This is a genomic window from Pseudomonas sp. CCOS 191 (assembly GCF_001007005.1).
GTDB classification, from domain to species: Bacteria; Pseudomonadota; Gammaproteobacteria; order Pseudomonadales; family Pseudomonadaceae; genus Aquipseudomonas; species Aquipseudomonas soli.
In genome coordinates this window covers 5704937-5719195 of the sequence record NZ_LN847264.1, presented here as the reverse complement: position 1 = coordinate 5719195, position 14259 = coordinate 5704937, and the positions used below count along the sequence as shown (strand labels likewise).

At 64.8% G+C, this 14259-nt stretch carries 10 protein-coding genes; all 10 read right to left on the bottom strand.

Features of this window, described 5'->3' with window-relative positions:
* Positions 1–49: 49 nt before the first annotated feature.
* The 10 genes from CCOS191_RS25525 to CCOS191_RS25480 are packed head-to-tail and all read right to left on the bottom strand — an operon-like array spanning position 50 to position 14192.
* Positions 50–577 (bottom strand): hypothetical protein, encoded by a 528-nt coding sequence (locus CCOS191_RS25525; protein ID WP_046857491.1) that lies wholly within the window; start codon positions 575–577, stop codon positions 50–52.
* The gene (locus CCOS191_RS25520; protein ID WP_052752661.1) at positions 574–4896 is read right to left on the bottom strand and encodes an RHS repeat-associated core domain-containing protein; all 4323 of its coding nucleotides are present in this window, start codon (positions 4894–4896) and stop codon (positions 574–576) included. The genes CCOS191_RS25525 and CCOS191_RS25520 overlap by 4 nt, the downstream gene beginning before the upstream one ends.
* Before the next feature lie 9 nt (positions 4897–4905).
* Positions 4906–5340: a DcrB-related protein gene (locus tag CCOS191_RS25515; RefSeq protein ID WP_046857490.1), complete on the bottom strand. Its 435-nt coding sequence runs from the start codon at positions 5338–5340 to the stop codon at positions 4906–4908.
* 12 nt (positions 5341–5352) lie between these two features.
* Positions 5353–7290 (bottom strand): type VI secretion system Vgr family protein, encoded by a 1938-nt coding sequence (locus CCOS191_RS25510; protein WP_046857489.1) that lies wholly within the window; start codon positions 7288–7290, stop codon positions 5353–5355.
* Between the two features lie 11 nt (positions 7291–7301).
* A complete protein-coding gene (gene tssH, locus CCOS191_RS25505; protein WP_046857488.1) occupies positions 7302–9977 on the bottom strand; it encodes a type VI secretion system ATPase TssH in 2676 nt (891 codons plus the stop codon).
* Complete coding sequence (gene tssG / locus CCOS191_RS25500; protein ID WP_046857922.1) at positions 9970–11019, bottom strand: type VI secretion system baseplate subunit TssG; 1050 nt, start codon at positions 11017–11019, stop codon at positions 9970–9972. The genes tssH and tssG overlap by 8 nt, the downstream gene beginning before the upstream one ends.
* Positions 10983–12845 carry a type VI secretion system baseplate subunit TssF gene (tssF, locus tag CCOS191_RS25495; RefSeq protein WP_046857487.1) on the bottom strand — a complete coding sequence of 621 codons (1863 nt, stop codon included), beginning with the start codon at positions 12843–12845 and terminating at the stop codon, positions 10983–10985. Before tssF ends, tssG begins: the two co-directional genes overlap by 37 nt.
* Entirely contained in the window at positions 12842–13357 is a 516-nt protein-coding gene (tssE, locus tag CCOS191_RS25490) for a type VI secretion system baseplate subunit TssE (RefSeq protein ID WP_038707176.1), read from the bottom strand. The genes tssF and tssE overlap by 4 nt, the downstream gene beginning before the upstream one ends.
* The gene (locus CCOS191_RS25485) at positions 13351–13761 is read right to left on the bottom strand and encodes a hypothetical protein (RefSeq protein ID WP_046857486.1); all 411 of its coding nucleotides are present in this window, start codon (positions 13759–13761) and stop codon (positions 13351–13353) included. The genes tssE and CCOS191_RS25485 overlap by 7 nt, the downstream gene beginning before the upstream one ends.
* Positions 13758–14192 (bottom strand): type VI secretion system amidase effector protein Tae4, encoded by a 435-nt coding sequence (locus CCOS191_RS25480; protein WP_046857485.1) that lies wholly within the window; start codon positions 14190–14192, stop codon positions 13758–13760. The genes CCOS191_RS25485 and CCOS191_RS25480 overlap by 4 nt, the downstream gene beginning before the upstream one ends.
* Positions 14193–14259 lie beyond the last annotated feature (67 nt).

Here is a 14259-nt window from a genome sequence, read left to right as displayed (position 1 = left end):
GCAGCTGCTCGCGATTGTCGAGTTCAGTTCGGTGGTGTCCAAAAAGTCGTTACCTGCTGCCCGCTTGGCTCAACCCTGTCCGGAGTTCGCTGATCAGGGTAAGTAACTGCGCATACTCGAACGTGGCGAAATGATCGGCGCGAGAGGCCTGCTTGAGGTCATTGAATGGCAGGTCGTCGATGTCCCCCTCAAGACGCCACATGATGCTTCCACGCATGTCGTCCAGGCGGTAGGAGAACACCAGGTAACAATCGAACAGCGTACCGCACGTAACGAAATAAGGACGGGCTTGTTCGCTGAAGTCCTTGCTGTCCTCCTCATCGTAGGAACTGAGGTCTCCATCCAGTTGCAGGAACAGTCCTCGCTCGTCCATGTGCTGGTAGCGCTGCGTCAGTAGAGGCTTCTTTACCAGATCCTCCAGGCACCCCAAAAGGTAGCCATCGAGGTAGATCAAGTCCTCCAGGCTGCCAAGTGGCTGCCCTTCGAACCAGAGCCTGCCATGCCCCATCAGAGGGGCCTGGGATGTCACCTCGTACTCGATGGCAATTGTGAGTTTGTTTCCGATCAGTTGAGTCACAGTGCACACCCTTTCATTTTCTGCGCATACCTTGGGACGTTCTTTTTATCGATCGCGCGTGGGCGACCGTTGATATCCTTGCCATCCGTCGACCCATTCCAGTGGAAAGGCTTCGAACCGTCGCCCGCACTGCTCTGGAACCTGTGCCACACCGCTTTCTTGCCTTCCCCCACTTTAGCCCAGCGAGTCTTTGGATCATCTGGGTCGGCAACGCTCTGTCTGAACAATTCCTCATGCTCCGCTGGCAGCACGCTTTTGGAGGAGTTGAACGGTACTTGGCGATTTGGCAGGTAGCCGGGCTCATGGTGCCCGGGGTTCTCATAGATGGCCTCGAGACCCCAGGGGTCGATCCATGTGAGAGGGCTGGGACAATACTGGTAAAGATTGATACCGCCAGCCAGCCCTATAGGGTCAGGCTGAGTGAAACGACCTACCTCCGGATCGTAGAAGCGGAAGGTGTTGTAGTGAAGTCCGGTTTCCCGGTCGAAATATTGGCCCTGGAAGCGCAGGTTCTGTGCGTAGGGTGTTGTTCGCTCTTCGTGCCAGAGTTGCCCCCAAGCACTATGCCGGCCCTGCCAGACGATGACTCCTTGAGCATCGGAAAGCTTCTCGGGAAGCCCGTTCAGATGATTGTGGTAGTAGCTGACCTGATGGTTCGCACTGTTACCGTCGACTCGTGCCAGTGGCTCATAGCCGCTATCCGCATAGAGGTAGAGGCTGCTGTGTGAATGGCTGTACTCCATGAGAAGGCGAAGGCCATCCCAGCTGAACGTGGTTTCGCTCAGCGTGAGCCCGCTGGCAGCATCATGACTGCGTTTGGCAATCCGACGTCCCAGGGGGTCGTAGTGCATTGTGACCACCGTTTCCCTGCCTTGGCGCAGATTGCGGACCTCGATCAGACGGTGCTGCGCGTCATAGCGGAAGAATTGGGTGCCCCATGTGCGGCTGCGTTTTTCGACCAAGCGCCCGAAGCCGTCATAGCGATAACGTTTGTCTTTGTAATCCAGCAGTTGGTTGTGGCGAACGGGTAAAGATTTCGAGGGCTGCTCTACCAAGTTGGCAGCTGGGTCGTAGCTGAAGGTTTCGTGCTGAGCGCCCAGAGGCCCATGTGAATTCGTGAGGCGACCGGCAGCGTCATGACTGAACCATTGCTGGTGCATAAGCTGCGATTGCTGGCTGATCAGGGCCTGAAGATTGCTGGCGTCGTCGTACTCGAAACGTTGTTGAAGCGGTGATCGTAGCTGGGCGGGCATGTCCGAACGTTGGCACAGCCGTGAGCGGAGGCGGCCACAGCGATCATACTCGCTTCGAGTCGTCAGGCTCCCCTGGGTGCGCTTTACTTCTCTGTGCAGGCGATCTCGTTCGAAATCGCTGATAAGCAGGCTATCAAGATTCAGCTGGTGCAGATGTCCGCTGCCGTAATGCAGACGTTTGATCTGACGCCCATCGGGGAGTGTGGTCTGAACGATGTTACCGAGCTCGTCGTGATGATGGGTAAGGTTGCCGACTTCATTGGTTTCGCTGATGAGCTGGCCGACGGCGTCATAGCCGAACGTCAGAGTCTGCGCTTTGCCGTGATTGTCAGTGGCACTCACGTGCACCAGCCGATCACCGTCGTCATAGCGATAGCACGTGATACCGTCTGCGGTGTGCTTGCTCAGCAGGCGGCCGAATGCATCCGAGCACAGGCGATGAATGACAGGATCCTCGCGGTCGATGCCTGGGGCCGGGTTGAACCTGACCTCATGGATTTCGTCCAGGCGTCCGTAGGCATAGCAAAGGCTGCTGCCATCGAGATTACGTTGCGTCGTCAAACGGTCCCGCGCGTCCCACTCAAACGCGTATCGTTCGCCATTTTCGTTACTCAGCCACTGTAGTCGACCATAGCTGTCATGGTGCAGGTGCACCGAGTTGCCATTGCCATCCGTGCGGCTGGTGATGCGGCCATGCTCATCGTAGGTGAAGCGGGTGACATGACCTGCTGGACTGACATGGCGTATCAGCTGACCGTGATCATTGCGCTCGTAGCGCTCCACGCGGCCATCGGGGTACGTCTTGGCCAGAAGGCGGCCGTGGAGGTCGTGTACATAATGCAGAGGTTCACCCAGTGCATTGATGATGGTTTGAACATGGCCATGTTGATCGTAAGTGAAGCGTGTGGTGTATCCCGAGCAGTCGGCATGTTCGCGCAGCAACCCGTGGTCATTCCATTTTTGATGGCGGCTTTTCCCCGTCGCATCGACGATCTGCAGCGTCTGGCCGTGGTCATCGTAGTGAAAGCGCGTGATGTGGCCTAGCGGATCGGTCTTGCGGATGCAGTTGCCCCTAGCGTCATAGTCGAATTTCCAACGGCTGCCGTCACGTTCGATTCTGAGTTTGGGCAGCGACCAGTGTTCAAGCCACTGGGTCGATTCGCTACGACCTAGCGGATCGACTGTTTCCGCGAGATTCCCCGAATCGTCGTGGAAGAACAGCCACTTGCCTCCCTTGGGGTTTGTTGCCGAGAGCAACTGGCGATCGTCATTCCACTCAAAATGCCAAGTCAGTGACAGTGCATCGGTGAACTCGACGACCTGATACTGGCTGTTCCAGCGTCGAATGCTGGTGCGCTGCAGGCCGTCTGTGATGCGAGTAAGGCCCGCCTCCACGTCGTACTCGAAAAAATACTCGTCGCCTAGGCTGGTCCAGTGATGGGCAACTCGCCAGCCATCGGCGCTCAGTATCCAGCTGTAGAAGCAACGCAGCCCGGAGATGGTTTGATGCTCAACCATGAGGCGCTGCTGGTCATAGTTGAAATACCGCTGTGAGTGACCCTCGGCGTCCATAACTTCAGCGAGGTCGCCGTGTTCGTCGAAGCTATACCGGGCGAGAACTTGCGCGCTGCCATCGGCGAACAGCCGTTCGATATGGCTGACGCGCCTGGACCAGTGACTGTCGTAGTGCAGTCTGACCATCGGCGTGTTGTAGGTGTCACACAACTGCGCCAAGCGACCGAGTTCGTCATAGTCGAGGTGAATTCGGTTGTCGTTGCGGTCCCCGAGTGATGCCAGTCTCAGGTGCTGGGGGTTGCCGGGCGAGGGCTGGAACAGGCGATATAGCCCGTTCTCTATGTCTTCGATCAATAGTTCGCCGTCCCAGGCGCGGCGTACACTCAGGCCTTCCCCTGTACTGAATACTGCATCGCCGAGGGCGATCATGCCCATGTCGATCAGACGCCCTTGTTCATCGGTGTATACCAACTGGTCGGCTTGCACGGCGACGAACGCTTCGTAGGGCACGCTCCACCCAGCGCCAAACAGGCCTTCGCGACGCTCGTCGCGGCTGTTGTAGAAACGTTGCCAGGTAATTGGAAGAAGCGCCGTCAAGGTGAAATCAAGGTCTTCCTCACCCGACAGTATCTTGGCCCCCGTAGGGGCATGTACTGGGTTTGGGCTCCCGACGATTGCTCGAGTCAATGCTCCCGTCACCTGACTCGTGACGAAGCTGGTGGCCCCCCCAATCAACATGCACCCAAACTTGCTATAAAACTTCCCCCCCCGCCCCCGCAACATCATCAACGCCGTGATCGCCAGGCCGATCCCCGGCGTCTTGCCGCTGCGGATTTCGCGCACCACGATCGGCCCGCCGCCGATGCGCACGTTGTCCGACACCAGCCCGCCATCGACGATCACCGCTTCACAGGTGCTGCGATCGCCGCTGCGACAGGCCGGGTGGCCGTTGATCAATACCTTGCTCGAGCCCTCGGCCAGGTACTGCGGTGGCATCGGCGGGTGCTTGGTGCACAGCACCTTGTCGTCGGGGGCTTCCTGGGTGTTGGCCGCAGGGCTGGCGACGGTCGGCCGCCACATCTGTGAGAAGAAGCCCTTGGCCATGTCGAGGAAGGTCTCTTCCTGCTCCTCGGCCTGCGCGCCACCGCCCCCGCCACTGGCCGGGGCGGAGGGCGCGGTGACCACGCCGGCCGCGCGCGCGGCGCGCTTGCCGTTGGTCTTGGTGTTGGGCGAGCCGCTGGCGATGGTGGCTTGCACGGTCGGCGGGAACAGGGCGTTGCCGATGCCCTCGCATAATCGACTGAGCCCGGTGTCGGCGCCGGTCTTGGCCATGACCACGCCGACCACCAGGCCCACCACCGCGCCAAGCACGAAGCAGCCCAGGCCGCCGGTGACCACGGTAATGCCCAATGCCGCGGCCACCGCGGCGGTGGCCAGGGCGCCGATGGCGACGTTGGCGGCGACTTCCAGCACGCCGCCGATGATGTCGGCCATCACCGAGGTGTGCAGCAGCGCATCGCCTTCGCGGGCGGCCCAGAGAGCGTCGGACATGGTGCGGGGTCAGCCCAGGCTGTCGAAGTCGAGGGACTGCTTGAGCGCCGCCCAGTGCGTCGCCTCGGCCTCGCCCAGAGGGGTGGGTTTGACGTAGCTCAGGGCGAACATCTTGCGCGTGCCCGGCAGCACCAGCGCCAGCTGGTACTGGTAGACCTTTTCCTGGCCCTTGCTGAACTGGCTGCTCAGCTCGATCGCCTCGATCGGCTGCGCCGCGCCCACCTGGGTGGCACGGGCCGGCTGGAATTGCAGGTCCTTGACCTGTTGCTGCAGGCGCTGCAACTGGCCGTCGAAGTTGCTCTGCAGGGTCTCGCCCTCTTCGAGCAGGCTGCGGCTGACGATCAGCGAGGTGCCCAGGGCTTCGAAGCGCAGGATGTTGATGCTGGTGTCGCGTACCTGCGCATCGGGCAGGGCGAAGCGGAATTCGTTGACGCGGTAGCTCATGGTTCGGTCTCGTTACTTGCCGACGCCGGGGAAGAGGGCCTTCACCGCGCCGTCGATGGCCGTTTTCACGCCCTGGTTGTTCGGGTCGGTCTGCGCGCCGCTGCCCACGTTCAGGTCAAGGGTGCCGCCGGTGTTGATCTCGGCGTCGGCGTTGGCGTGGAAGCTGAACTGCTCGCAGCTGATGTTGATCTGCCCGCTGGCGTTGAGCTCGATCACGCTCTTGCCGCAGACCAGGCGCAGGTTCTCGCCGACTTCGATCAGGTAGCTGGTGCTGACACTGTCGGTCTTGCTCGCGCCGACCAGCAGCATGTCGTCGCGGCGCACGGCGCGGATGCGGTCCTGGCCGATGGTGATGGTCTCGAGCATGCCGACGGTCTGGGTGCGGTTGATGCCCACCGATAGCGTCTCGCTCTGCTCGACCACGGTGTCCATGTTGCGTTCGGCATGCATGTACAGCTGTTCGGCGCCCTTCTTGTCCTCCATGCGGATTTCATTGAAGTTGGCCGGGCTGCCGCCCTTGCTCGAACGGCTCTTCATGCCGCTCTGGGTGGCGCCGCCGGGCAGGTCGTAGGGCACGGTCTGTTCGGCGTTGTACACCCGCCCGGTGATGATCGGCCGGTCGGGGTCGCCTTCGAGGAAGCTGACGATCACCTCCTGGCCGATGCGCGGCACCTGGATCGAACCCCAGTTCTTGCCGGCCGTGGCCTGGGATACGCGGATCCAGCACGAGCTGTTCTCGTTGGACTGGTCGTGGCGGTCCCAGTGGAAGTGCACCTTGACCCGGCCGTACTGGTCGGTCCAGATCTCCTCGCCAGCCGGGCCGACCACCACGGCGGTCTGCGGCCCCTTGACGATCGGGCGCAGCGAACTGCTCACCGGGCGGTAGCTCTGCTGCGCGTCGATGCAGCTCAGGTTGCTCTCGAACTGCGCCGCGCCGCTGCCGCCACCGCTTTCCAGGCGTTCCTGGTGCACGTAGTAGCGGGCGGCGACGATCAGGTACTCGCGGTTCTGGTCCTGGCGGCTGAAGTTGCTCAGGCTGAACAGATGGCCGCTGCCCAGGCCCCGGGCGTTGCCGCGCAGCTCGACGCGCTCGTGCAGGCTTTGCAGCGATTCCAGGCGGGTGCGGGCGTAGTGCTCGCCATCCTGGGTCTGCTCATAGGCACCGGGGTAGTCGTACAGCGGGTAGTCGCCGGCCTGGTGCGGCCGGGGCATGGCCGAACGCACGTCGATGCGCGCGCTGGGGCGCTGGAAGTCGTAGTCGTTGAGCTCCAGCGAGCCCGGCTGGACTTCCTGGGCCAGGTGCCAGTCGTTGATATGGTCGCGCTCGCGGTGCTGGCCGTCCGGTGGGTAGTAGGGCACGGTCTCGTAGCCCGGCGCCTTCTGGTGCGCGCCGTAGGCGTCGGCGAGCACCAGCACGTGGCGCTCCTGCTCGTGGCGGAAGAAGTAGTAGATGCCTTCTTCTTCCATCAGGCGGCTGACGAAGTCGAAGCTGGTTTCGCGGTATTGCACGCAGTACTCGCGCTCGCGGTAGTTGCGGCTGAGCAGGTCCTCGAAATCCGAGAAGCCCAGGTCGCGGAACACCTGCTTGATGATCTGCGGCGCGCTCAGGTGCTGGAAGATCCGGCAGTCGCTGGTGCGCGTCAGCAACCACAGCCACGGGCGCAGGGTGACGCGGTAGCTGGCGAACTGGCCCTGGTCCACCGACTGGCTGCAGCGGGCGACGATGCCGTGGAAGTGCCGCGATGTGCCGACGCTCTGCTGCACGCTCAGGCTCATCGGTTTGCCCAGCAGCTGGTTGAGGTCGATGGCCGGGTCGTCGCTGGTCAGCTGCAGCTCATAGTCGAACAGGCGGCCAAGCTCCTCGCTGCCGCCCATCTCGGCAAGGATCAGCTTGTCCGGCCCCAGGGGGCTGTTGATCTGCGCCAGGCGCGTGAACTGCTTGAACAGCATGGTCGGTCCTGTCAGTCGGCGGCGCCGAAGTCATAGTGCAAGTCGTTGTCGCGACGGCTGATGCTGACGCTGGCCAGCGGCTTGCCTTCGAGCAGGCGGGTGAGGAACTCGCGGCTCATGTCCGGCAGCAGGCCGTTGGTGAGGATGGCGTCGATCATACGGCCACCGCTTTCGGTTTCGGTGCAGCGCGAGACAATCAGCTCGACCACCTCGTCGTCGTAGGCGAAGCCAACCTTGTGGGTACCTTCCACGCGCTTGCGAATGCGCTCCAGCTGCAGGCGGGTGATGGCCTTGAGCATGGTGTCGCTGAGCGGGTAGTAGGGGATGGTCACCAGGCGGCCGAGCAGCGCCGGCGGGAAAATCTCCAACAGCGGCTTGCGCAGCGAGGTGGCCACGGCCTCGGGTTCGGGCAGGGCCTGCGGGTCCTTGCAGGTGTTGGCGATCAGCTCGGTGCCGGCGTTGGTGGTGAGCAGGATCAGGGTATTGCGGAAGTCGATCTGGCGGCCTTCGCCGTCTTCCATCACGCCCTTGTCGAATACCTGGAAGAAAATCTCGTGCACGTCGGGGTGGGCTTTTTCCACCTCGTCCAGCAATACCACACTGTACGGGCGGCGGCGCACGGCCTCGGTCAGCACGCCGCCTTCGCCGTAGCCGACGTAGCCGGGTGGCGCGCCCTTGAGGGTCGAGACGGTATGGGCTTCCTGGAATTCGCTCATGTTGATGGTGATCAGGTTCTGTTCACCGCCGTACATGGCCTCGGCCAGGGCCAGGGCGGTCTCGGTCTTGCCCACGCCGGAGGTGCCGGCGAGCATGAACACGCCGATCGGCTTGTTCGGGTTGTCGAGGCCTGCGCGGGAGGTCTGGATGCGCTTGGCGATCATCTTCAGCGCGTGATCCTGGCCGATGATGCGCTTGGCCAGGTGCGAGTCGAGGTTGAGCACGGTCTCGATCTCGTTGCGCGCCATGCGCCCCACCGGGATACCGGTCCAGTCGGCGACCACCGAGGCCACCGCCTGGTAGTCCACGGTTGGCAGGATCAGCGGGCTCTCGCCTTGCAGCTGGCTCAGGCGCTGCTGCAGGTCGACGAGTTTTTCGCGCAGTTCATGGCTGCCCTGCACGTCCACTTCCTGATCGACCACGCCGACCTGCTCGCGCAGTTGCGCGCGGGTGGCCAGCAGCTCGTCGACCAGGGCTTTCTCCTCGGCCCAACGGCTTTCCAGGGCGGCCAGGCGCTCGCGCTCCTCGGCCAACAGGCTGTCGGCCTGGGTCTGACGTTGCCCGGTGTTGACACCGATGGCGGCCTCACGGGCGATGATCTGCAGCTCGACTTCCAGCGCCTCGATGCGCCGACGGCTGTCGTCCACCTCGGCCGGCACCGCGTGCAGGCTGATGGCCACGCGGGCGCAGGCGGTGTCGAGCAGGCTCACCGACTTGTCGGGCAGCTGGCGCGCCGGAATGTAGCGGTGCGACAGCTTCACGGCGGCTTCCAGCGCTTCGTCGAGGATCTGCACCTGGTGGTGCTTCTCCATGGTCGAGGCCACGCCGCGCATCATCAGCAGCGCCTTGGCCTCGCTCGGCTCGTCCACCTGGACTACCTGGAAGCGCCGGGTCAGCGCCGGGTCCTTCTCGATATGCTTCTTGTACTCGGCCCAGGTGGTCGCCGCCACGGTGCGCAGGCTGCCACGGGCAAGGGCCGGCTTGAGCAGGTTGGCGGCATCGCCCGTGCCGGCCGCGCCGCCGGCGCCAACCAAGGTGTGGGCTTCGTCGATGAACAGGATGATCGGCTTGGGCGAGGCCTGCACGTCTTCGATGACCTGGCGCAGGCGCTGTTCGAACTCGCCCTTCATGCTGGCGCCGGCCTGCAGCAGGCCGACGTCCAGGCTGCGCAGTTCGACGTCTTTCAAGGCCGGCGGCACGTCGCCGGCGACGATGCGCAGGGCGAAGCCTTCGACCACGGCGGTCTTGCCGACGCCGGCCTCGCCGGTGAGGATCGGGTTGTTCTGGCGGCGGCGCATGAGGATGTCCACCAGTTGGCGGATTTCCTCGTCACGGCCGACGATGGGGTCGAGCTTGCCGCTGCGCGCCTGTTCGGTGAGGTCGACGGTGAAGCGCTTGAGCGCCTCCTGCTTGCCCATCGCCGCCGGCGCCACCGCGCCGCTGGCTTCGCCCGGGGCGGCGGCGCTGAAGCCGTCGCTGGCAGCCAGGTTGTTCTCCGGCGAGTCGCCGACGTACTCGTCGAAGCGCTCGCTCAGGGCCTCGACCTTCAGCTTGGCGAACTCGCTGGACAGCCCCAGCAGGGCGTTGCGCAGGCTCGGGGTCTTGAGGATGCCGACCAGCAGGTAGCCGGTGCGAACCTGGCTTTCGCCGAACATCAGGCTGCCGTACACCCAGCCGCGCTCGACGGCTTCCTCGACCTGGGAGGACAGGTCGGTGATCGACGTCGAACCCCGCGGCAGGCGGTCCAGGGCGTCGGTCAGGTCGCGGGCCAGGCGCGCCGGCTCGACGTTGAACTGACGGATGATGCGGTGCAGGTCGCTGTCCTGCAGCTGCAGCAGCTGGTGCAGCCAGTGCGCCAATTCGACATAGGGATTGCCCCGCAGCTTGCAGAACACCGTGGCGGCCTCGATGGCCTTGTAGGCGACGCTGTTGAGTTTGCCGAACAGCGCGGCGCGGCTGATTTCACCCATGGTCCTGACTCCTTGTTGGCGGGGCGTTGACCGGCCGCTCGGCGTAGTACCGGGCAAGCTTCAGGTCGTTGGCATCGTGCGACGGCCGGCCGAGCCAGGTATCGAACCCCAGGCGTCGGCCGGCATTGAGTTGCAGCGCGGGCACCTGGCCCTGCGCGAGGATGAGGTTGAGGTCCCAGTCCAGTTCCTGGCCCAGGTACTCGGCGACCCACGCGGCCAGCTCGACGAACGCCTGCCCGCCGGGGAGCAGGGCGTGGTACTGGTCGAGGGTCAGCGGGCCCAGGCACAGGCGGAACTTGTGCTGGCGGTCCCAGACGTAGCGGCCCAGGCACAGGTCGACGCCCAGGCGGTTGGTGCGCACGCCGAGCTGGCTGCGCTCAGGCAGCTCCAGCCACTGGCCGACGTATTCCTCGAGCTTCACCGGCACGCCGAAGTAGCTGGCCAGGATGCTGCACAGGCCATCCGGGTAGCGGGTCTGCGCCGCCAGGTGGCCGGACCAGTGCAGCTTGGCGGTATCGGCCAGCGGCCCCTGGCCTTGCAGCTCCGGTTGACCGCGGCCGCTGAGGGCGGCCAGGCGCGCGGCCCAGTAATCGTCGCCCGGGCGGTCATGGCTGACGGTCGGCCGGGCCTCGGCCCAGGCGCGATAGAACAGGCTCAGCAGGCGGTGGTGGAAGACATCGAGGAAGCGCTTGCTGGTCGGGTCGGCGTGGTTGCGCTGGCGCTCGCGCATGTACTCGGTCAGGTGCAGCGGCAGCGGGCCGTTGGGGCCGCCGAGGCCGAAGAAGAACTGCTCCAGGCGCGCTGGCTGGTCGTCGTTGGCCGTGACCGAGGCCAGCGTCGCCGGAGCGAAGCCGCAGTCCAGGCGCTGGCCCAGGCGCACCGGTTCGTCGGCCAGGCGCAGCGAGTGGCCGAAGCGGGGCAGCTCGGGGTTCTCCGCCTCGAGGCGGCGCAGCGCCTGGAAGAAGTCGTATTCCCAGGGCTCGGCCTGCATGGCCTGTAGCGTGTTCACAGGTTTGGCCTGCGCCCGGGCTTGGCTTTCCAGCGCATGATCTCGCCTCGTTCGCTGGTGCGCAGCACGGTTTCGGTGAAGCTGTTGATCGACACATAGCGGGTCAGGAAGCGCTCGAACACCGCGCCCAGCAGGAACACGCCGGTGCCGCGGAAGGCGTTCTCGTCGAACGTCAGGGTGATCTCCAGGCCACGGCCGAAGACGATCGGCCCGGGCATCGGCAGGCGCCGTGTGCAGGGTTTGCAGCTGACTTCGCGCAGGCCGTCGATCTGCAGCTGCAGGGCGCTGTCCTGCTGGTCGCCGTAAAGGCGCAGCAGCTCGCGCAGGGCGGCTGCGCCCTGGCCTTGCTCGGCCAGCGACAGGTAGTTCAGCGACAACTGGCTGATCAGGCGCCAGGCCCGGTTGTCGTGGGCGTGGCTGGCCTTCGGTCGGCTGGGGCCGGCCAGGCAGCGCACGGCGGATACCGGTGCGCTGTCGGCCAGGCTGAAATCGCTGCGCCCGTCGCCGACATTCATGAACAGCGGCAGGTCGCGGTTGCTGCACAGCGCGCTGATGCCCAGCTGGCGCAGGTCATGGCGGTACGGCGCCTGGTTGCCATCGACCAGGCTGACGAAGGTCTCGCTACCCATGTAGCTGGAGCGCGTACCGTTGCGCCGCTGCTCGCTGGAGAGCACGCGCGGTTCGCGGCGCACCAGGTAGTACGCCTGGTCACGGCCATAGCGCGACGGGTCGCGCACCGCGTAGAACGGCAGGAATTCCTGGTCCGGCCCGGTACCGTGGCCGGTGACCCGCTGCAATGAGTGGATCTCGAAATCGGTGGGCCGGGTACGGTCGGCGATCACATGGTGCTCGTGGACCCGGTCGGTCAGGTGGATGCGATCCACCCGGCGCGGGAACAGGTTGATCGCCGGGGTGCAGAACGGCACGAACTGGGCAGGGCCCACGCTGCTTTCCAGCGCTGCGTCGAAGCGCTCGAACAGCACCAGCAGCTCCAGCTCCTGGCCGTCGCAGCGCTTGACCGCGCGCTCCAGCCCGGCGAAGTCGACGAACAGGTAGCGCTGGGGCAGGGCGAAATACTCCTGCAACAGGCGATAGCCCTGGAAGGCCTGCGGCACCACCGGCAACGCCGCTTCGCGGTCATCGAAGCCACAGGGCAGCAAGGCGTCCTCGACCGGGATGCGTTCGACCCAGTCGGCGCCCGGCTGGCGCACGAACACCGCGCAGGCGCTGCCCAGCAGTTGTTCGTACAGGCGGAACGGGGTTTCGTCGGCACCGTTGAGGTACAGCGGCAAGTGCGTCAGCGGCAGGCTGGAGAACGGAATCTCGGCGCCGCTGCGCAGGGTCAGGCGCAGTCCGGCGCGGGCTTTCGGTTCGCTGGCGGCCAGGCGCCCGAGCACAGCCCCGGGGTTGCCGAAGTACTCGGCCCGGGCAACCTGCAACGGCCACAGGGTGACGTCCTGGGTGCTGCGAAATTCGCAGGGCGTCTGCGAATTGCGCCCAAGATTGGCGCGCAGCACGCTGTCACGGGGTAGCTGGAATCCGGCGGCCAGCGAGCCTTCGTCGGGATCGGTCTGCAGTTGCACCACGGTCATCGACGGCGTCGGCGCCAGGTAGTGCGGGTAGGCGATTTCCAGCAGGTTGTGGGTGAAGGTCGGGTACTCGGCGTCGAGCTTGAGTTGCACCCGCGCGGTGAGGTAGGCGAAACCTTCGAGCAGGCGCTCGACGTAAGGGTCGGCGCACTCGATCCCGGACAGCGTCAGGCGCCCGGCGATCTTCGGGTATTCCTTGGCGAACTCCGCGGCACCCTCGCGGATGTGCTGCAGTTCCTGGTTGTACAGCTCGAGCAGGCGCGGGTTCATGCGCGCCTCCGGCGGTCGGCGGGGGCCACACGCACGTGCCCGGATTCCAGGTCGACGTCGGTCTGCAGCAGCAGCGGAAGGGCCGCCGGCTGGGCCCACAGGTCGCCTTCGATCTCGAAGCTCAGGGCGTTGGCGTTCATCTCGCCGGGCGCGGCCTGGGCCCGTACCTTCAGGGTATGGGCGAGGATGCGCGGCTCGTAGGTGGCGATGGCCTGGTGGATGATGCGTTCGAGCGCGTTGAGGTCGATGTTCGACGCGCTGTTGCCGGCCAATGCCGGCAACCCGTAGTTGATCACCGAGGCGCCGGCCGGGGAGTTCAGCGTGGCGCCGGTGTCGAGCAGCGACGTGGTGTTGAGCAGCCAGGCCAGGTCGCGCAGTACCGAGGCCTTGAGCTGCTGCAGGCTGAGCACGCGCTTGTCGGGGGCTTCCTGTGGGTTGCCCGGGTCATCGTCGGTCAGGCGATCCAGCAGCGAAGGCTGCAGGCGGTCGCGGGTGGCGATTTCGGCTACCACTGGAACATCCCTGTGAACATTTTCTGGTCTTCGAAACCGGTGTCGCACGAGGCGCTCGGCGCCGGCGTGGAGGCTTCCAGGCCGGCCTGGGTCAGGCGCACGGCGCGCGAGGTCTTCAGGCATTCGCCCTTGAGCGTCGGGTGTGGCTGCAAATGGGTCACCAGCACGATTGGCGTGCCATTGAACTGCTCGACCCGGGCCTTGCCGGCGCGGTCCGGGCTCAGGCCGCAGGGCCATTGCATGTCCAGCGCCAGGCGCTGTTCGCCGCGATCGAGCACACACTGGCCGGCATTCTCGCTCAGCGTCACGGTCTGCCCACCCAGGTTGGCCTGGTTCAGCAGTTCGGCGTCGGCGCAGGCGCTCAGGGCCAGCAGCAGGGCGCCGGCCAGGGCAGCGCGGGTCATGTGAGCTCCCAGAACCAGACTTGCTTCGACTGGTAGTTGTGGTCGGAGAAACCTTTGGTCAGGCCGCGGTTCCACAGGTCGATATGGTCGCCCGTGCGGTTCTCCTGGCTCTGCCCGTTGCGGGCGAAGCAGTCTCTGTAGAAGATGATCCCGGTCTTGGCCTTGAGCGCTTCGCGGGCCTGGGCGGTACCGGCAATCTTCAGCGGGTAGAACAATCGTGTCTCCAGCCAGTTGGCCAGGGATTCGGCGCCACGGGCGTGCTCGTGGGCGCACTTGGGTTCGGTATAGGTCGATTTGTTGACCTTGAGGCTCATCTCGCCGTTGAGCGCGATGCTCATGCGGATGGCGCACTGGTTGTCCCACGGGCCGTCGCAGGGCGAGGACACGCTCGGGTAGGCATTCCACAGGTTGATGAAAGAAGGCTTGGCCATGATGTTCACCGTGAGCGGGTGACGCGTGGGGAGGTGCGCCCGCGCCGCGCCCAGGCGCGACACGGGC